The 18,145-nt window shown below is 66.1% G+C and carries 14 protein-coding genes; 3 read left to right on the top strand and 11 right to left on the bottom strand.

What is annotated here, in order from left to right:
* Positions 1–7: 7 nt before the first annotated feature.
* Both EEB15_RS21385 and EEB15_RS21380 read right to left on the bottom strand, forming a co-directional pair.
* Positions 8–1,183: an FAD-dependent monooxygenase gene (locus EEB15_RS21385; RefSeq protein ID WP_141511936.1), complete on the bottom strand. Its 1,176-nt coding sequence runs from the start codon at positions 1,181–1,183 to the stop codon at positions 8–10.
* 57 nt (positions 1,184–1,240) lie between these two features.
* Entirely contained in the window at positions 1,241–2,227 is a 987-nt protein-coding gene (locus EEB15_RS21380) for a BLUF domain-containing protein (RefSeq protein WP_141511934.1), read from the bottom strand.
* Positions 2,228–2,345: 118 nt separating this feature from the next.
* Between EEB15_RS21380 and EEB15_RS21375 the strand changes: the two genes are divergently transcribed.
* Entirely contained in the window at positions 2,346–3,260 is a 915-nt protein-coding gene (locus tag EEB15_RS21375) for a LysR family transcriptional regulator (protein WP_141511932.1), read from the top strand.
* A 4-nt stretch (positions 3,261–3,264) separates the two neighbouring features.
* Here the strand turns inward: EEB15_RS21375 and EEB15_RS21370 are convergent, their stop codons facing one another.
* From EEB15_RS21370 to EEB15_RS21355, 4 genes are all read right to left on the bottom strand, one after another.
* A complete protein-coding gene (locus tag EEB15_RS21370; protein ID WP_141511930.1) occupies positions 3,265–6,129 on the bottom strand; it encodes an aconitate hydratase in 2,865 nt (954 codons plus the stop codon).
* 83 nt (positions 6,130–6,212) lie between these two features.
* Positions 6,213–7,400, bottom strand: coding sequence for a phosphoglycerate dehydrogenase (locus tag EEB15_RS21365; RefSeq protein WP_141511928.1), 1,188 nt, complete (start codon positions 7,398–7,400; stop codon positions 6,213–6,215).
* Positions 7,393–8,466, bottom strand: a complete 1,074-nt coding sequence (serC, locus tag EEB15_RS21360) for a 3-phosphoserine/phosphohydroxythreonine transaminase (protein ID WP_141511927.1) — start codon at positions 8,464–8,466, stop codon at positions 7,393–7,395. Before serC ends, EEB15_RS21365 begins: the two co-directional genes overlap by 8 nt.
* 217 nt (positions 8,467–8,683) lie before the next feature.
* Positions 8,684–9,088: a hypothetical protein gene (locus EEB15_RS21355; RefSeq protein WP_141511925.1), complete on the bottom strand. Its 405-nt coding sequence runs from the start codon at positions 9,086–9,088 to the stop codon at positions 8,684–8,686.
* A 109-nt stretch (positions 9,089–9,197) separates the two neighbouring features.
* Between EEB15_RS21355 and EEB15_RS21350 the strand changes: the two genes are divergently transcribed.
* Both EEB15_RS21350 and EEB15_RS21345 read left to right on the top strand, forming a co-directional pair.
* The gene (locus EEB15_RS21350; RefSeq protein ID WP_141512088.1) at positions 9,198–10,016 is read left to right on the top strand and encodes a helix-turn-helix domain-containing protein; all 819 of its coding nucleotides are present in this window, start codon (positions 9,198–9,200) and stop codon (positions 10,014–10,016) included.
* 52 nt (positions 10,017–10,068) lie between these two features.
* Positions 10,069–12,282, top strand: a complete 2,214-nt coding sequence (locus EEB15_RS21345; protein ID WP_141511924.1) for a molybdopterin-dependent oxidoreductase — start codon at positions 10,069–10,071, stop codon at positions 12,280–12,282.
* A gap of 143 nt (positions 12,283–12,425) precedes the next feature.
* Here EEB15_RS21345 and EEB15_RS21340 read toward each other — a convergent pair whose 3' ends face one another.
* The 5 genes from EEB15_RS21340 to EEB15_RS21320 all read right to left on the bottom strand — a co-directional run bounded on the left by EEB15_RS21340 (position 12,426) and on the right by EEB15_RS21320 (position 18,087).
* Positions 12,426–12,662 (bottom strand): DUF6290 family protein, encoded by a 237-nt coding sequence (locus EEB15_RS21340; RefSeq protein WP_141511923.1) that lies wholly within the window; start codon positions 12,660–12,662, stop codon positions 12,426–12,428.
* Positions 12,663–12,763: 101 nt separating this feature from the next.
* Positions 12,764–15,349: a bifunctional aconitate hydratase 2/2-methylisocitrate dehydratase gene (locus tag EEB15_RS21335; RefSeq protein WP_141511922.1), complete on the bottom strand. Its 2,586-nt coding sequence runs from the start codon at positions 15,347–15,349 to the stop codon at positions 12,764–12,766.
* A 55-nt stretch (positions 15,350–15,404) separates the two neighbouring features.
* Positions 15,405–15,989, bottom strand: a complete 585-nt coding sequence (locus EEB15_RS21330) for a hypothetical protein (protein ID WP_141511920.1) — start codon at positions 15,987–15,989, stop codon at positions 15,405–15,407.
* A 20-nt stretch (positions 15,990–16,009) separates the two neighbouring features.
* Entirely contained in the window at positions 16,010–16,912 is a 903-nt protein-coding gene (locus tag EEB15_RS21325; protein ID WP_141512087.1) for a CoA ester lyase, read from the bottom strand.
* A 188-nt stretch (positions 16,913–17,100) separates the two neighbouring features.
* The gene (locus tag EEB15_RS21320) at positions 17,101–18,087 is read right to left on the bottom strand and encodes a malate dehydrogenase (protein ID WP_141511918.1); all 987 of its coding nucleotides are present in this window, start codon (positions 18,085–18,087) and stop codon (positions 17,101–17,103) included.
* Positions 18,088–18,145 lie beyond the last annotated feature (58 nt).

Raw genomic sequence — 18,145 nt, 5'->3', positions numbered from 1 at the left:
CGGCGAATCATTCGCCGTAGAGCCAGGGCTGGTCGAGCAGGCGTTCGCCCATCACGCGCATGGCCAGGTCGCGCGCCCACCGCACCGGCCCCATCGCGTGGAAGATGCGGCCGTTGCGCCGCGACAGGCCCTGGACGCGCGCCACACGCTGCCAACGATTGAGCGCATAGCGGCGAAGGGCCAAGGGTACGTCGATAGGCCCGCCCACGGACGACAGGGCTCGCCCCAGCTCTCGCGCATCTTCGATCGCCATGCCCGCGCCCTGGGCGAAGTACGGGCGCATCGGATGCGCGGCATCGCCCAGGAGCGCGACGCAACCCTGCGCCATCGCGTCGGCGCTGCGCATCGGTGCGCGATCGTGCAGGCTCCACAGGCGCCAACCCGGCATCGCATTCACCAGATCGCGCAGTGGCGCGCACGACTCGCCCATCGCGCGCTGCAATTCGGCCGTGACCGCGTGTTGGTCCCAGTCGTCGGCCGGGCCGCTGGACCGCCCTTCGACCAGCACCACGACATTCAGCGCGTCGCCCCCGCGGACGGGATACGCCACCAGGTGCATGCGCGGCCCGAGCCAGACGTTGACGTCCTGCGTGCGCAGCGCCGGCGGCAGGCCTTCCTGCGAGGCAACGCTGCGGTAAGCAACATGCCCCGTCGCGGGCGGCGGCCCATCGCGCCAGATCAGTTCGCGCACGCGGCTCCACAAGCCGTCCGCGCCGATCAGCGCATCGCCCTCGACCTCGGCGCCGCCCTTGACGCGGAGCGCGACCGCGTCACCGAAGGCGACCACAGCGCTGACGCGCGAAGCGAGCACAGGAACGACGCCCTCCATCCGCGCCGCTTCCAGCAGCAGCGCCTGCATGTCGGCGCGGTGCACGCAAGCGTAGGGGGCGCCGTAGCGCTGCGCGAGGGTGTCGCCCAAGGCCAGTGTGCCGAGCTCGCCCCCATCATGCGCGCTGCGCACGCGAAGGCGCTGCGGAAAGGCCGCGACCTGGGCGAGGGCCCGGTCCAGGCCCCAGCTGTGAAGGATGCGTGTGGTGTTGGGGCCGAGCTGGATTCCGGCGCCCACCTCGCTCAGGTGCGGCGCCTGTTCGTACAGGCGCGGCAGCCAGCCGGCCCGGCTCGCCGCGAGAGCAGCAGACAGGCCGCCTATGCCGGCCCCAACGATCAGCACTTGTCGGGTCATGGGCGCCCATTGTGCACACGCGGCGTGCGCGCTGCATGCGCGCTGCAGGCGGGCGTTCTACGCGCTCAGGAAATCCAGTCGTGCACGCGCCGTATCGGCGCAGCTGCCAATGGCATCGAGAACCGTGTCGGCCAGCGCACCCGAGGAGCGGGTCGACTCAACCTCGACGATGTCCAGGCCCGGGAGACCGTGGAGCACGTTGACTGCTTCGGCACGGGTTTGTGCGCAAGACCCGATGACCCGCACATTCGGCCGCACGGCCATGCCTTCGAGCAAACCGACGACGGCCGTGGCCAGGCGCGAGGCGTGGTGCGGGCGGTGGCCGGTGAGCAGCACCAGGCTTTGCATGCCGCACAGCGACAGCTTGATCATGCTGTTGTCGAGGGCGCGCCGCGACAGTGCCTGCAGTCGGGTCATGTACCCACTGCCCGCCACGTCGACATACGCAGCTCCCGCCTCGCCCGCGTCGCCGCTCGCAAAACGCTGGTAGCTGATCGGGGCGCGGCTTCGATCGGCGATCACCTTGATCAGATCCACCGACTCGGTGTACTCGGAGGTGACGGCCACCACGTTTCGGCGAGCCACCGACAGCGCCGTGTCGCGAGGCTCCAGCATGCAAGGGGCGCTCAGCAGGTTCCACATTTCCGCGGGCTCGCCGTCGAGCTCCAGTTCATGCTCGCGCTCGATGCGCAGCAAGCGGCGCGCAACGTCCGTGGGTTTGTCGCGGTTGTGGAGCGACGCAATGTGCAGGGGTTCGGTCAAGCCGGGCACCCCCTGGCTGCGATGAATCACGCGGGCGTGGGCATGGCCGGGGTGCGTCAGGGCCCGCTGCCAGACATCGTCGACGGCTTCCTGCGTGCCCTCATGCCACTGCACGAACCAGCCGCTGCTGTAGAGCAGGGCCGTGCGCACTCCGGTGCGGGCGTTCAGCCGGCAGATGCCCGCGCGCATTCCCAGCAGCTGCTCCACCACGGAGCCCGGCATGCGGCAAACGCTCGCGCCCATCAACCTGGACACGTTGTGCGCGCCCGAACCGCCTGTCATTGCCCTGCTCCTGTTGCGAATATCTCAATTGCGATTGTTCATGCTTAAAGTATTTCCGTCCAATGCATAGTATGAATAAAATCGATGCAGCGGCTGCATCAGCGGCCAGGGCGAAACCATGGACCTCAAACGACTCGGCCACGTCGTCGCTTTGGCGGACGAGAGCAATTTCCGCCGCGCGGCCCAGACGGTGCACCTGAGCCAGCCGGCGTTCAGCCGCAGCATCCAGGCGGCCGAGGCAGAGCTGGGCCTGACGCTCTTCGAGCGCGGCGGCGCCGCTGTCCGCTGTACGCCCGCCGGTGCGTTCGTGGCCGAGCGGGCGCGGCGGCTCCTGGCGGAAAACAGCCGCTTCCAGCGCGACGTGGACCTGTACCGCGACCATGAAATCGGTGAACTCGCGCTGGGCTTTGGCCAGTTCACCGCGGCACGCCTGCTGCCGCCATTGTTGGCCCACCTGCGCCAGCGCTACCCGCGGGTGGCCGTGCGGCTGCAGGTTCAGAGCCCCAGCTACCTGCTGGCGCCGCTCAAGCGGCAGGAACTGGATTTCTTCGTGGGGGACGCGCGGTTCGCGGCGGGCGACGAGGCGTTCGAGGTCCGCTCCATCGGCACGGTCGCGGGCACCTTCTACGTGCGCAAGGGCCACCCGCTGCTCGCACGCAAGACACGGTGCATGGCCGACATGGCGCCTTTCGGCCTCGCGACCGGCCGGCTGCCTATGCCCGTGCAGGCGAACCTGCGCCGGCTGATGGGAATCGACGAATCCGACGAGTTGCCCATCGCCGTGGAATGCGACGACATCCTGTCGCTCAAGGCCATCACCATGGCGACGGACACTGTCATGATCGGCACGCCCGGGCTGGTGGCGCAGGAGGTCGCTTCCGGCGTGCTATGCGCCCTGCAGATCGCCGACCAGCCCAAGTCGCAGTCGCACCTTGCGATCGTGTCGCTGCGCGGGCGCACGTTCTCGCCAGTGGCCTCGCACGCGGCCGGTTTTCTTCAGAAACTCGTGGCGGCGACGCCGCCAGCAGAATAAGTGCTTATGCAGCCAACAGCTGCCTGAGCACAAAAGGAAGAATGCCGCCGTGCTGGTAATAGTCCACCTCGATCGGCGTGTCGATGCGCAGCGTCACCGTCAGTTCCTCGCGGCTGCCGTCGGCGCGCGTCACCAGTAGCTGCGCGTCGCTGCGCGGGCGCAGCAGCGGATCGGGGATCACGTCGATCAGCTCGTCGCCCTGCAGGCGCAGCGATTGCCAGGTGTCGCTGCCCTTGAACTGCAGCGGCAGCACGCCCATTCCCACCAGGTTGCTGCGGTGGATGCGCTCGAAGCTCTTGGCGATGACCGCCTTGATGCCCTGCAGCTGCGTGCCCTTGGCTGCCCAGTCGCGCGAGGAGCCCGTGCCGTACTCCTCGCCCGCGAAAATGACCGTGGGCCGGCCCTCGGCCATGTACTTCATCGCCGCGTCATAGATGAACATCTTTTCGGCGGCACCGTCGGCGCCGCGGTAGAGCGTGAGGCCGCCCTCCTCGCGTGAGCCGTCGGGGCCCGCGGGGATCATCAGGTTCTTGATGCGCACGTTCGCGAAGGTGCCACGCATCATCACTTCGTGGTTGCCCCGGCGCGAACCGTAGCTGTTGAAGTCGGGCTTCTTGACGCCGTTCGCCAACAGCCATTGACCGGCCGGTGAGCTTTCCTTGATGGAACCCGCCGGCGAGATGTGATCGGTGGTGATGGAATCGCCGAACAGGGCCATGACCCTCGCACCGCGCACCGTCACCGGCTCCTCGGCTGCGGTGTGTGCGAGCGTGAAGTCCTCGAAGAACGGCGGCTGGGCAATGTAGGTACTGGCGGGCCAGGTGTAGGTTTCGCCGCTGACGCCGTGGATCGCTTCCCACAACTCGCCGGGCTCGGCCTTGACCTTCGCATAATTGGCGCCATACATCTTTCCGTCGAGCGCGAACTTCATGAGCTTGTGGATCTCGTCGCTGGAAGGCCAGATGTCGCCCAGGTAGACATCCTTGCCGCCATGGCCCTTGCCGACGGGCTCGGTCATCAGGTCCTTGAGCACGGTACCGGCGATCGCATAGGCCACGACCAGCGGCGGGCTGGCCAGGAAGTTGGCCTTGATGTTCGGGTGGATACGCGCTTCGAAGTTGCGGTTGCCCGAGAGCACCGCGGCGCAAACCAGGTCGCTCTTGGTGATAGCTGCGTTGATCTCCGGCGTGAGGTCACCCGAGTTGCCGATGCAGGTGGTGCAGCCGTAGCCGACCAGGGCGAAGCCGAGCTTCTCCAGGTAGGGCAGCAGGCCGGTGCGCTCGAAATATTCCGTGACGATGCGTGAACCGGGCGCCAGCGACGTCTTGACGTGGGGCTTCACGCGCAGGCCCGCCTCGACGGCTTTCTTCGCCAACAGGCCGGCGGCCAGCAGCACGCCCGGGTTGGACGTATTGGTGCAACTGGTGATGGCGGCGATCAACACGTCGCCATTGCCGATGGTAACGTCCTCGACCTTGATGGCCGGCGGCGGCGCTTCGAATTTCGCGGCGGCGAGCGTGGGCTTGTTGCCCTCCATCTCCATGAGTTGGCGCTCGGCCGCCGGAGGCGTCGGTGGGCTGGCCGGCACCTTCGCGTCGGGCTGCTCGCCGCCGGCCCGTACGAGGTGGCGCGTCAGCAGCAGGCCGGCCGACTGGTTGAAGCCGTTCTCGGCGATTGGTTTGCTGAACAGCTGGCCGAAGTTGCCGGCCACCTTGCCCAACTCGATGCGGTCCTGCGGGCGCTTGGGGCCGGCCAGGCTGGGCGTCACGTCGGACAGGTTGAGGCGCACGACCTGCGTGTAGTCGATCTCGCCGTCCAGTGGCACGCCGAACATGCCTTGCGCGCGGAAGTACGCCTCCAGCGCGGCGATCTGTTCCTTGGTGCGGCCCGTGCCCTTGAAGTACTCGATGGTCTTGTCGTCGACGGGGAAGAAGCCCATGGTCGCGCCGTATTCGGGCGCCATGTTGCCGATGGTGGCGCGGTCCGGCACCGCCAGCGTGCGGGTGCCTTCGCCGAAGAACTCGACGAATTTGCCGACCACCTTCTGCTTGCGCAGGATTTCCGTCACCGTGAGCACCAGGTCGGTGGCCGTGCAGCCTTCGCGCAGGCGGCCGGTCAACTCGAAGCCGACCACGTCGGGCGTGAGCATGTAGACGGGCTGGCCGAGCATCGCCGCTTCGGCTTCGATGCCCCCCACACCCCAACCCACCACGCCGACGCCGTTGATCATCGTCGTATGGCTGTCGGTGCCAACGAGCGAGTCGAAGTAGTGCACCCCTTCCTCGGTGCGATGCACGCCGCGCGCCAGGTACTCGAGGTTGACCTGGTGCACGATGCCGAAGCCCGGCGGCACCACGCCGAACGTGCTGAACGCCTGCATGCCCCACTTCATGAACTCGTAGCGCTCGCGGTTGCGCTGGAACTCGAGCTTCATGTTCAGGTCCAGCGAATCCTTGCCGCCGTAGTGGTCGACCATGATCGAGTGATCGACCACCAGGTCCACCGGCACCAGGGGTTCGATGGCGCCGGCCTTCTTGCCCAACCTTGCAGCGGTGCTGCGCATCGCCGCCAGGTCGGCCAGCAGCGGCACGCCGGTGAAGTCCTGCAGGATCACGCGCGCCACGACGAAGGGAATCTCTTCGGTGCGGTCGGCGTTGGGGAACCAGTTGGCCAGTTGGCGCACGTGCTCAGCCGTGACCTTCTTGCCGTCGCAATTGCGCAGCACCGACTCCAGCACGATGCGGATAGAGACCGGCAACCGGCTGATCTTGGGAAACTGCTTCGCGAGAGCGGGCAGCGAGTAGAACTTGCCGGCGGTGCCGGCACCTGTCTTGAAGGACTTGAGGGTGTCCGCGAAAGCGTGGGGCATGCTCAACCTTGGTTGTTGTTGCTCTTGCCCCTATTCTGCAGCCAGAACAACCACCCCTGCCCCGACAGTGACAACTGTTGCGGCTACTCCGGCTGCGGCAGGTAGCGCACTGCGAGCACCCCTTCAATGCCCCTGAGCGCGGCAATGACCGAGTCCCCCACGGGGCTGTCCACATCCACCAGCGTGTAGGCCATGTCGCCGCGCGACTTGTTGACCATGTTGTGGATGTTCAAGCCCGCGTGCGCCATGGCGGTGGAAATTTGCCCCAGCATGTTGGGCACGTTGGCATTGGCGATCGCCACGCGAAAGCGCGACTCGCGGCCCATCGTCACCTGCGGGAAATTGACCGCGTTGGTCACGTTGCCGTGTTCCAAATAGTCGCGCAACTGGTCGGCCACCATGATGGCGCAGTTCTCTTCAGCTTCGCGCGTAGACGCACCCAGGTGGGGCAGCGCGACGACCTTGGGGTGCTTGAGGATCGTGCCGCTCGGAAAGTCGCAGATGTACCAGCCCAGCTGGCCGCTGTCCAACGCCGCGAGCACGGCGGAATCGCTCACCACGCCTTCGCGCGAGAAGTTCAGGACGACGGCGCCGGGTTTGGTCAGGGCGACGTTCTTCTCGTTGACCAGATCGCGCGTGGCGTCGACCAGGGGCACGTGCAGGCTGATGAAGTTCGCATTCTTCAGCACGTCGATCACGCTGGTGGCCCGCTTCACCTGCGCGGGCAGGCTCCAGGCCGCATCGACGGTGATCTCCGGGTCATAGCCCAGCACGTTCATGCCGAGCTTGATGGCCGCATCGGCGACCAGGCAACCGATCTTGCCCAGGCCGACGATGCCCAAGGTCTGGCCCGCGAGTTCGTAACCCGCGAAATTCTTCTTGCCGTCTTCCACGGTCTTGTCGAGATCGGCCGACGAAGGGTCGAGCTTTTCGACGAAGCGCTGCGCCGGCGCCAGGTTGCGCGCCGCCATCAGCATACCCGCGAGCACCAGTTCCTTCACTGCGTTGGCATTCGCCCCAGGTGCATTGAAGACCGGCACGCCTCGTGCGCTCATCGCCTTCACCGGGATGTTGTTGGTGCCCGCGCCGGCGCGGCCGATGGCCTTCACGCTCGCGGGGATGTCGATGCTGTGCATGTCGGCGGAGCGGACCAGCACCGCATCGGGATCGCTCAGGTCTTTGCCTGTGGTGTAGTTCTCTTCCGGCAGCCGCTTGAGCCCATTGGAAGAGATCTGGTTCAGGACCAGGACCTTGAACGATCTTTTAGCCATGCTGCGCCTCGAATTCCTTCATGTAGGCGACCAGCGCCTTCACCCCCTCGATCGGCATCGCGTTGTAGATCGACGCGCGCATGCCGCCCACCGAGCGGTGGCCCTTGAGCTGGATCATGCCCTTGGCCTGCGCGCCCTTCAGGAACGTGTCGTCCAGTGCGTCGTCCTTGAGCTTGAACGGCACGTTCATCAGCGAGCGGTCTTCTTTCGCGACGGGGTTCGAGAAGAACTTGCTTTCATCGAGGTAGTCGTAGAGCACCGCGGCCTTGGCCTTGTTGTGCGCTTCCATCGCGGCCAGGCCGCCCGTCGCCTTGATGTGGTTGAACACCAGCCCGGCGATGTAGATCGCGTAGGTGGGCGGCGTGTTGAACATCGAGTCGTTCTCGGCCTGCAGCTGGTAGTTGAACGCAGACGGCGTGATGGGCAGTGCGTGGCCCATCAGGTCGTCGCGGACGATCACGATGGTCAGGCCCGACGGGCCCATGTTCTTCTGCGCGCCAGCGTAGATCAGCCCGTACTTGCTGACGTCGATGGGCCGCGACATGATGTTCGAGGACATGTCGGCCACCAGCGGCACGTTGCCCGTCTCGGGCGTCCAGTGGAACTCGACGCCGCCGATGGTCTCGTTCGAGCAGATGTGCACGTATGAAGCTTCCGGGTCGAGCTTCCAATCGGACTGCTTCGGAATGGAAGTGTTCGGGCCTGTGGCCGCCGTGTTGATGGTGCCGTAGGTCTTGGCTTCCTTCAGCGATTTCTTGGACCAATCGCCGGTGACGATGTAGTCGGCCTTGCCGGTCTTGCCGATCAGGTTCATCGGCACGATGGCGTTCTCGCCGATGGCGCCGCCTTGCATGAACAGCACCTTGTAGTTGGCGGGCACGCCCATCAGCTCGCGCACCAGGCTTTCGGCTTCGGCGTGGATCGAGATGAATTCCTTGCCGCGGTGGCTCATCTCCATCACCGACATGCCGGAGCCGTGCCAGTCGAGCATTTCTTCGGCTGCCTTGCGCAGCACGGATTCGGGCAGGGTCGCGGGGCCGGGGCTGAAATTGAAGACGCGGGTCATGGGACTTTCTCTCTCTTGGCTGGGGATGGGAACTTGGCTGGCACAGCGGTAGCGCCAAAGTTCCCACAGCATACAAGAAACGGAATAAACCCACCCCCGAAGCGCCTACGGCGCCTCCCCCTCAAGGGGGCGCCACCAGCGGCCCGGCAAAGCCGGTTCCGCGGTGGCCCCCGCATCTGGCCGTCGCGCTCCAGACGCCGTGTTCTAGGACTTCGTTTCATGCCCAGCCGACGCGTGGGGCGCGGCGCAGGCCGAACCACTCCAGTTCCGCGAGTGCGGCCACAGCCAGGGCGTGGACCACGATGTAGGTTTGGCCGAGCGGCGTTGCCGTGCCGGCGTTCATCATGAAGATGACCGCGCAGCCGCCCACCCAGGCCCAATTGGCCGCGATGAGCATGCTCACGCCGCTGCGCGAGATCGGCTCATACGCCGCCAAGTACATGGCCGCCGCCACGTAGACGAGCAGTCCCGCGCCACTCATGACCAGCACGGCATGGGGCAGGCCGAGCAGGGGCGCCAAGAGGCCCGCGCCCAGGAGGTGCAGCAGGCTGCTGACAGCGCCGGCCGTGGCGTCGGCCCACAGCACATTGCGCAGGAATTGGGGTGAGGCAAAGATCGACATGAGAAGCTCCTTTTGCGTTGCGAAGGGCTCCATCGTTCCCGCGCACAGGCAGCCAGTCGATTACCTGGCCGGTAATGGCCTTGCGCTCTGGCCGCACTACGATGCGGGCATGAACACTGTCACCCACTCCGCCCATCGTGCGCCCCAACCTTTCGGCGATCACCTGCGCCACTGGCGGCAGCACCGGCGCCTGTCGCAGCTGGATCTCGCGCAGGAAGCCGAGATTTCGACGCGCCACCTCAGCTTCGTCGAGACCGGCCGATCGGTGCCAAGCCGCGAAATGGTGCTGCGCCTGGCCGAGCGCCTGGACGTCCCGCTGCGCGAGCGAAATGCGCTGCTGGTGGCGGCGGGCTACGCGCCCATGTACCGCGAGCGCCCGCTCGACGACCCTGCCCTCAGCGCGGCGCGCCAGGCCGTGGAGTTGATCCTCAAGAGCCATGAGCCCAATCCGGCGCTGGCCGTCGACCGGCATTGGAACCTGGTCGCGGCCAACGGCATGCTGCCGCACCTGCTCACAGGTGTCGATCCTTCGCTGCTGCAAGGCCAGACCAATGTCTTGCGCCTGTCGCTGCATCCGCTGGGCCTGGCGCCGAAGATCGTCAACCTCGTCCAATGGCGCAACCACCTCTTCGAACGGCTGCGTCAGCAGATCCACGCCACGGGCGACAGCGTGCTGGCCGCGCTCCTGGAAGAGTTGCGGGCCTATCCCGTACCCGAAGGTGCGGACGAGCTGCACATGGACGGCGAACACCTGGGCGTGGTCATGCCGTTCCGGTTCCGCAGCACTCATGGTGTCCTGAGCTTCATCAGCACCACCACGATCTTCGGCACGCCGGTCGACGTCACGCTGCAGGAACTGGCGATGGAGACCTTCTTTCCGGCCGACGCCATGACAGGGGAAGTGCTGCGCAAGCTGTCGCCCGCGTGATCGCGCGGCGTGCGCAGACCCGTCAGCATCGACAACGTTAGGAGCCCATGCCATGACCGAAGCCACCGTCCACCACCGCATCTGCCCCCTTTGCGAAGCCTGCTGCGGCCTGGAAATCAAAGTCGCCGACAACAAGGTCATTGCCATCCGCGGCCATGACGAAGACGTCTTCAGCGCGGGCTACATTTGCCCCAAGGGCGTGGCGCTCAAGGACCTGCACGAAGACCCGGACCGGCTGCGCACACCGCTGGTCAAGCGCGATGGCCAGTTCGTGGAGGCGACATGGGACGAAGCCTTCGCCGAGATCGAACGCCGCCTGCCGCCGCTCATCGCGGCGCATGGGCGCGATGCGGTCGCGATGACGCTGGGCAATCCGGCGGCGCACAAGTTCGGCCTGCTGCTGTACGGGCCGCAGCTGATGAAGGCGCTGGGCACCAAGAACATCTTTTCCGCATCCACGCTGGACCAGATGCCCAAGCACGTGTCCTGCGGCTTCATGTTCGGGAACATGCTGAGCATCCCGGTGCCCGACATCGTGCGCAGCGACTACCTGTTGATGCTGGGCGCGAACCCGATGGCGAGCAACGGCAGCTTGTGGACGGTGCCGGATTTCCGCGGCAAGGCCAAGGCGCTGCGGGCCCGCGGCGGCAAGCTGGTGGTGATCGATCCGCGCCGCACGGAAACGGCGGCGCTGGCCGACGAGCACCACTTCATCCGCCCCGGCGCCGATGTCTTCCTGCTACTGGGCATGGTGCACACGTTGTTCGACGAGGGGCTCGTGCGCCTGGGCCGGCTCGGCCCGTTCGTCGCGGGCGTCGATGCGGTTCAGTCGGCAGTGCAAGCCTTTTCGCCCGAGACAGTGGCGAAGCGCTGCGGTATCGCCGCCGCCGACATCCGCCGGCTGGCGCGTGACCTCGCCGGCGCCCAGCGCGCCGCCGTCTATGGCCGCATCGGCACCTGCACGCAGGAATACGGCACCCTGGCCAGCTGGCTGGTCGACGTGCTCAACGTTCTCACCGGCCGTCTGGACGAACCCGGCGGCGCGATGTTCCCGAAGGCGGCCGCATTCGCTGCGAACACCGCCGGCACGCCCGGCTCGGGCCGCGGCGTTGCCACGGGCCGCCACAAGAGCCGCGTGAGCGGCGCGCCGGAAGTGTTCGGCGAGTTGCCGATGACGTGCCTGGCCGAGGAGATCGAAACACCGGGCGCAGGCCAGGTGCGCGCGCTCATCACCGTCGCGAGCAATCCCGTGCTCTCGTCGCCCAACGGGCCTCGCCTGGCCGCCGCGCTCGACCAGCTGGACTTCATGGTCAGCATGGACATCTACGTCAACGAGACCTCCCGCCATGCCAACGTGATCCTGCCCGCGCCCTCGCCGCTGGAAGACGTGCACTACGACATCGCCTTTCCGCAGATGTCGTGGCGCAACCATGCGCGGTTCAGCGACGCGGTCTTCGCATTGCCGGAAGGCCAATTGCCCGAGTGGGTCACGCTGTTGAAGCTGGCGGCCATCGTGCGCGGCCAGGGTGCGCAGGCGGATGCCGTGCAGATCGACGACGAACACTTCGCGCGCGAAGCCGGCAAGCACTTCGGCGAGCATGCGGCCCGGGCCATCGAAGCAACGTCGCACTTGAAGGGGCCGCGCCGGATGCTGGACATGGCACTACGCATCGGCCCGCACGGCGACCAGTTCGGCCGCAAGCCCGAGGGTTTGAACCTGGCCAAGGTGCAGGCTGCGCAAGGCGGCATCGACCTGGGCGAACTCACGCCGCGCGTCCCGGAGATGCTGCGCACACCGTCGGGCAAGATCGAACTCGCGCCCGCGACGTTCCTGGCGGACCTTTCGCGACCGGCGCGGGATCTCGCGAACGCGGCTCCGCCCATGGTGATCATCGGCCGCCGCGATGTGCGCTCCAACAACAGCTGGATGCACAACTTGCCGCTGCTTGCCAAAGGGCCGGAGCGCTGCACGGCGCTGGTCCATCCCGACGATGCCAAGCGACTCGGCCTGCGGGACGGCGCCATGGCTCACATCAGCAATGCGAACGGCCGCATCGAGGCACGCGTGCAGGTGAGCGCCGACATGATGCCCGGCGTGGTGAGCCTGCCCCACGGGTGGGGCCACAACCTGCCGGGCGCGCGGCTGTCCGTCGCAGCAGAACGCCCAGGCGCCAACCTCAACGACCTGCTCGACGAGGACCGGCGCGATCCGCTGTCCGGCAACGCGGTGCTCGGCGGTGTCGCGGTAGAACTGCTGCCGGCCTGACTGGCTGCCAGCGAACGCCGACAGGCGCGCGCGTTGTGTTCCGACAGGGTTTCCTGTGTTGCGTCGAGAAGCTCGTTGAGCCGTGTTGCGAGCATGAAAAAGCGGCCCGTAGGCCGCTTTTTTTTTTGGCGCTCCGCGCAAGCCTATTTGCGATCCAATTTATCGGGTGCAACGTCGGGGACCCGCGCCAGCGCCGCGTCAAACTTTTTCCGGCTTCCGCGCTTCGCGCGCAACTCCAGATAGTCCTCGGTCGCCAGTGCCGACAGCTTCTCTGCCAGCGCGGTGCTGATCAGCTGATTCACGGAGATGCCCTCCTGGGCGGCGTACTCCTTGGCGTATTTGTGCAGGGATTCGGGCAAACGGACACTGAGTGCGCTCATGATTACTGCTCCTTCAATCGTTTCAGAAACACATCGGGGCTCAAGGCTATTCCCAAACGAGAAAGCGGCCCGCGGGCCGCTTTTTCTTGGGTGGGGAAGCCTCAGGCCGCCACGGTCTGCGCCGCGTCGGTGTAGTCGCTCACCTTGTCGAAGTTCAGGTACTGGTAGATCTTGTCGCTGGCGGCCGTGAGCACGCCCATGTCGGCCAGGTACTCTTCCTTCGTCGGGATGCGCCCGAGTTTGGAGCAGATCGCGGCGAGCTCGGCGCTGCCCAGGTACACGTTGCTGTTCTTGCCCAGGCGGTTCGGGAAGTTGCGCGTGCTGGTCGAGAACACCGTCGCGCCTTCCTTCACCTGCGCCTGGTTGCCCATGCACAAGCTGCAGCCCGGCATTTCCATGCGAGCGCCGGCCGAGCCCAGCACGCCGTAGTGGCCTTCCTCGGTTAGCTGCTTGGCGTCCATCTTGGTCGGCGGCGCCATCCACAGCTTCACCGGGATGTCGCGCTTGTTTTCCAGCAGCTTGGAAGCCGCGCGGAAGTGGCCGATGTTGGTCATGCACGAACCGATGAACACTTCGTCGATCTTGGCGCCGGCGACTTCCGCCAGCGTCTTCACGTCGTCCGGGTCGTTCGGGCAGGCCACGATCGGCTCATGGATCTCGGCCAGGTCGATCTCGATCACGGCGGCGTATTCGGCGTCGGCGTCGGCCTTCATCAGCACCGGGTTGGCGAGCCATGCTTCCATCGCCTTGATGCGGCGGTTGATGGTGCGCACGTCCGAGTAGCCGGTCGCGATCATCCACTTCAGCATCGTGATGTTGCTGGTGATGTACTCGATGATCGGCTCCTTGTTCAGGTGCACCGTGCAGCCACCGGCCGAGCGTTCGGCGGAAGCATCGCTCAGTTCGAACGCTTGCTCCACCTTCAGGTCAGGCAGGCCCTCGATCTCGAGGATGCGACCCGAGAAGATGTTCTTCTTGCCTTGCTTGGCGACGGTCAAGTGGCCCGCCTTGATGGCGTACAAGGGAATCGCATTGACCAGGTCACGCAGCGTGACGCCGGGCTGCATTTCGCCCTTGAAGCGCACCAGCACCGATTCAGGCATGTCCAGCGGCATCACGCCGGTGGCGGCGCCGAAGGCCACCAGGCCGGAGCCGGCCGGGAAGCTGATGCCGATGGGGAAGCGGGTGTGGCTGTCGCCGCCCGTGCCCACGGTGTCGGGCAGCAGCATGCGATTGAGCCACGAGTGAATGATGCCGTCGCCCGGGCGCAGCGAGATGCCGCCGCGGTTGCTGATGAAGTCGGGCAGCTCGTGGTGCATCTTCACGTCGACCGGCTTCGGGTAGGCGGCCGTGTGGCAGAAGCTCTGCATCACCAGGTCGGACGAGAAGCCCAGGCAGGCAAGGTCTTTCAGTTCGTCACGCGTCATCGGGCCGGTGGTGTCCTGCGAACCCACGGACGTCATCTTCGGCTCGCAGTAGGTACCGGGGCGCACGCCCTTGCCTTCCGGCAGGCCCACCGCGCGGCCCACCATCTTCTGTGCCAGCGTGTAGCCCTTCTTGGTGTCGAACGGCGCCGTCGGCAGGCGGAACAGCGTGGAAGGCGGCAGGCCCAGCGCCTCGCGCGCCTTGGTGGTGAGGCCCCGGCCGATGATCAGAGGGATGCGGCCGCCGGCGCGCACTTCATCGAACAGCACGTCGCTCTTGAGTTTGAACTCGGCGATCACTTCGCCGTTCTTCAGCGCCTTGCCTTCGTAGGGACGCAGCTCGACCTCGTCGCCCATGTCCATCTTGGAGACGTCGAGCTCGATCGGCAGCGCGCCCGAGTCTTCCATCGTGTTGTAGAAGATCGGGGCGATCTTGCCGCCCAGGCAGACGCCGCCGAAGCGCTTGTTGGGAACGAACGGGATGTCCTCGCCGGTGAACCACAGCACCGAGTTGGTGGCGGATTTGCGCGAAGAGCCCGTGCCGACGACATCGCCGACGTAGGCCACCAGGTTGCCCTTGGCGCGCAGGTCTTCGATGAACTTGACCGGGCCGCGCTTGCCTTCTTCTTCGGGCGTGATGCCCGGGCGCGGGTTCTTGTGCATCGCCAGCGCGTGCAGCGGGATGTCCGGGCGGCTCCACGCATCGGGCGCGGGCGACAGGTCGTCGGTGTTGATTTCGCCGGAGACCTTGAAGATGCTGACCTTGATGCTTTGCGGCACTTCCGGGCGGCTGGTGAACCACTCGGCGTCAGCCCAGCTTTGCAGCACGGCCTTGGCGTTGGCGTTGCCCTTGTCGGCCTTTTCCTGGACGTCGTGGAACTGGTCGAACATCAGCAGCGTCTTCTTCAGGCCTTCGGCGGCGATGCCGCCGACCAGCGCGTCGTCCAGCAGGTCGACCAGCGGGCTGATGTTGTAGCCGCCCAGCATGGTGCCCAGCAGCTGCGTCGCCGTTTCGCGGGTGATCGCGGGGCACTTCTCGGTGCCGTGCGCCACGGCGGCCAGGTAGCTCGCCTTGACCTTGGCCGCGTCGTCCACGCCGGCCGGCACGCGATGCGAGATCAGGTTCACCAGGAACTCGGACTCGCCCGGCGACGCGTTCTTCAGCAGCTCGATCAGCTCGCCGGTCTGCTTGGCCGACAGGGGAAGGGGCGGGATGCCGAGCGCGGCGCGCTCGGCAACGTGGTCAACATAGGCTTGCAACATGGTCTTCTCCGTTCAAATCAAAAATCGTTTACCGGCAAGCAGGAATCGTTCCGCTTCAATTCGGGCCGGTTTTCTGGGTGGCGGTGCTCTGCGGTCCCGGCAACGAATCGAGGATGCTGGGCAACGGGTTCTTCTTCAGGGCTTCGGCATAGGTGAGCTGCTCGGGGCTCTGGCATTCGTCGGCCAGGCGCTGGCCCAGCTTCTGGCTCATGAGCATCGACTTATTGCCCAGCTGGAGCCACATGGCGCCGCGCGCCGGGTCTTCCAGGCGGATGGCGCCGGTGCGGCTCTCGACCGGGTGCATGCGGAAGCGATGGCCCTTGGTCGTGATCATGAACATGCCTTCGCGCCGCATCGGTGTGATCTTGACGCTGGCGCCCAGCTCGCACGGGATGTCGCCCACATAGACCTTCTTGGCGACTTCGACATCGGCCTCGGACAGCTTGATGCTCGGATCGTCGTCGATGGGCGTCACTTCTTCCACGGCCTTCTGCGCGGACGGGGCGAGCTTGCCCTTGGCGGCCGGCTTGGCCGCGGGTTTTACGTCGGGTTTGGCGGCAGGCTTGGCTGCCGCGGGAGCTTGCGCGAACACCAGCGCGGGTGCGGTGGCGATGAGCAGCGAAGCGAGGATTGTTTTCATGAGGGTTGTCTCCGTTGGGATCATTGTTGACGCGGGGTGTCCATCCACCCCTGCACTTCCTGCGGCAGCTTCCTTCCGGTCTGGTGCGCCCTCTCCAGCACCTGCCAGTAATAACGGTAGCTTGCCCTGTCCTCCAGCTTTCCTTCGTGGCTGATCGGCGCCCAATCCGCTTGGGCCGCCGCAGCGATTATTCTTGTGGCTGTCTCGATCTCATGCACGCTCGGCGCAAACGCTTCCAGGATCGGACGGATCTGGTCCGGGTGGATGCTCCACATGCGTGTGTAACCCAGCTCTTGCGCGGCCCGGCGGGCGGCGCGGCCGAGCGCTTTCGTGTCCTTGAACTCCGTCACCACGCAGTGCGACGGCACTTTGCCGTGCGCGTGGCAGGCCGACGCGATCTCCAGCTTGGCGCGCACCACCAGCGGATGCGTGAACTGGCCTTCGATGCCCATGCCGTCCGATGGAATGGCACCGGCGTGCGCCGAAACAAAATCCATCAAGCCGAAGCTGAGCGACTGCACGCGAGGGTGCGCCGCGATGTCGAATGCGCGGTGTACCGCAGCGGGAGATTCGATCAGCACCTGAACCGGCAAGTGACCGGCGCCCGCGGCGTCGAGCAGCTGGCAGGCACGCTCCACGTCCTTCACGGACTCGACCTTCGGAATCATGACGTGGCACAGCCGCTTGCCGGCCTTGCCCGCGATGGTGGCGATGTCCTGCTCGAAAGCCGGATGGTCCGCCGGATGGATGCGCACCGCGACGCGCGCCTTGTCGCTCGCCAGCGAAGCCAGCGCTACGACCAGCGCGGCGTGTTCCGCTTCGCCGCCAACCGGGGCGCCGTCCTCGCAGTCCAGCGTCACGTCGAAAACGCAAGCGCCGAACTCCTCGGTCATCTCGGCCTGCAGCTGCAGGCTCTTGCGCATCCGCGCCTCCACGCCGCTGTAGTGGTCGCAAACCGGCAGAAAGCCGGTTTGTGCCTGCGCGCCGAGGAGGACTTCTCGCGGATGAAGCCTGGCCCCCACGCTTGTCACTGCGTGTACTGCGCTGCCCCCCGAGGGGGCCTTCGCGCCTAGGGGCGGCCCGTCGTCGCTCACAACTGCTCTTCTGTCAATCAGAGCAGATGGGCGACGCCCGCTTGCTCGTCCTGCAGCTCCTTCAAGGTCTTGTTGATGCGTTCCTGGCTGAACTCGTCGATGGCCAGGCCCTGGACCACTTCGTATTTGCCGTCCTTGGTGGTGACGGGGAAGCCGAACATCACGTCCTTGGGGATGCCGTAGTCGCCATTGGACGGGATGCCCATGGTGACCCACTTGCCGTTGGTGCCCAGGGCCCAGTCGCGCATGTGGTCGATGGCGGCATTGGCGGCCGAAGCGGCCGACGACAGGCCGCGCGCTTCGATGATGGCGGCGCCGCGCTTGCCCACGGTGGGCAGGAAGGTGTCGGCGTTCCAGACCTGGTCGTTGATCAGGTCCTTGACGGCCTTGCCACCGACGGTGGCGAAGCGGTAGTCGGCGTACATGGTGGGCGAGTGGTTGCCCCACACGGTGAGCTTTTCGATGTCGGCCACGGCGGTGCCGGTCTTGGCGGCCACTTGCGACAGGGCACGGTTGTGGTCCAGGCGCAGCATGGCGGTGAAGTTCTCGCGCGGCAGGCTGGGCGCGCTCTTCATGGCGATATAGGCATTGGTGTTGGCGGGGTTGCCGACCACGAGCACCTTGACGTTGCGGCTGGCCACGGCGTCGAGCGCCTTGCCCTGGCCGATGAAGATCTGGCCGTTGATCGACAGCAGTTCGGCCCGCTCCATGCCGGCCTTGCGAGGCATCGAACCCACGAGCAGCGCGTAGTCGGTGTCCTTGAAGGCGGTCATGGGGTCGCTGTGCGCTTCCATGCCGGCCAGCAGCGGGAAGGCGCAGTCTTCCAGTTCCATCATCACGCCCTTGAGCGCCTTCTGCGGGCCTTCGACCGGCACTTCGAGCAGTTGCAGGATGACCGGCTGGTCCTTGCCCAGCATTTCACCGGAAGCGATGCGAAACAGCAGGGCGTAACCGATCTGGCCTGCGGCGCCGGTGACGGCAACGCGGACGGGCTTTTTGCTCATGGGATTCTCCGAAACGTGAGTTGTGAAACGGGGCCGGCCGGGCGGGGTGGGCCTGCGG

Source organism: Ramlibacter sp. WS9, from assembly GCF_003797765.1.
Taxonomy (GTDB): domain Bacteria; phylum Pseudomonadota; class Gammaproteobacteria; order Burkholderiales; family Burkholderiaceae_C; genus Ramlibacter.
Note: the sequence above shows the minus strand (reverse complement) of the source record. Positions and strands in the feature narration are given on the sequence as shown.

What these genes read in the sequence shown, in the direction of transcription:
- EEB15_RS21385 (WP_141511936.1), bottom strand. Translation starts at nt 1,183, where the DNA reads ATGACCCGACAAGTGCTGATCGTTGGGGCCGGCATAGGCGGCCTGTCT.
- EEB15_RS21380 (WP_141511934.1), bottom strand. Translation starts at nt 2,227, where the DNA reads ATGACAGGCGGTTCGGGCGCGCACAACGTGTCCAGGTTGATGGGCGCG.
- EEB15_RS21375 (WP_141511932.1), top strand. Translation starts at nt 2,346, where the DNA reads ATGGACCTCAAACGACTCGGCCACGTCGTCGCTTTGGCGGACGAGAGC.
- EEB15_RS21370 (WP_141511930.1), bottom strand. Translation starts at nt 6,129, where the DNA reads ATGCCCCACGCTTTCGCGGACACCCTCAAGTCCTTCAAGACAGGTGCC.
- EEB15_RS21365 (WP_141511928.1), bottom strand. Translation starts at nt 7,400, where the DNA reads ATGGCTAAAAGATCGTTCAAGGTCCTGGTCCTGAACCAGATCTCTTCC.
- serC (WP_141511927.1), bottom strand. Translation starts at nt 8,466, where the DNA reads ATGACCCGCGTCTTCAATTTCAGCCCCGGCCCCGCGACCCTGCCCGAA.
- EEB15_RS21355 (WP_141511925.1), bottom strand. Translation starts at nt 9,088, where the DNA reads ATGTCGATCTTTGCCTCACCCCAATTCCTGCGCAATGTGCTGTGGGCC.
- EEB15_RS21350 (WP_141512088.1), top strand. Translation starts at nt 9,198, where the DNA reads ATGAACACTGTCACCCACTCCGCCCATCGTGCGCCCCAACCTTTCGGC.
- EEB15_RS21345 (WP_141511924.1), top strand. Translation starts at nt 10,069, where the DNA reads ATGACCGAAGCCACCGTCCACCACCGCATCTGCCCCCTTTGCGAAGCC.
- EEB15_RS21340 (WP_141511923.1), bottom strand. Translation starts at nt 12,662, where the DNA reads ATGAGCGCACTCAGTGTCCGTTTGCCCGAATCCCTGCACAAATACGCC.
- EEB15_RS21335 (WP_141511922.1), bottom strand. Translation starts at nt 15,349, where the DNA reads ATGTTGCAAGCCTATGTTGACCACGTTGCCGAGCGCGCCGCGCTCGGC.
- EEB15_RS21330 (WP_141511920.1), bottom strand. Translation starts at nt 15,989, where the DNA reads ATGAAAACAATCCTCGCTTCGCTGCTCATCGCCACCGCACCCGCGCTG.
- EEB15_RS21325 (WP_141512087.1), bottom strand. Translation starts at nt 16,912, where the DNA reads ATGCGCAAGAGCCTGCAGCTGCAGGCCGAGATGACCGAGGAGTTCGGC.
- EEB15_RS21320 (WP_141511918.1), bottom strand. Translation starts at nt 18,087, where the DNA reads ATGAGCAAAAAGCCCGTCCGCGTTGCCGTCACCGGCGCCGCAGGCCAG.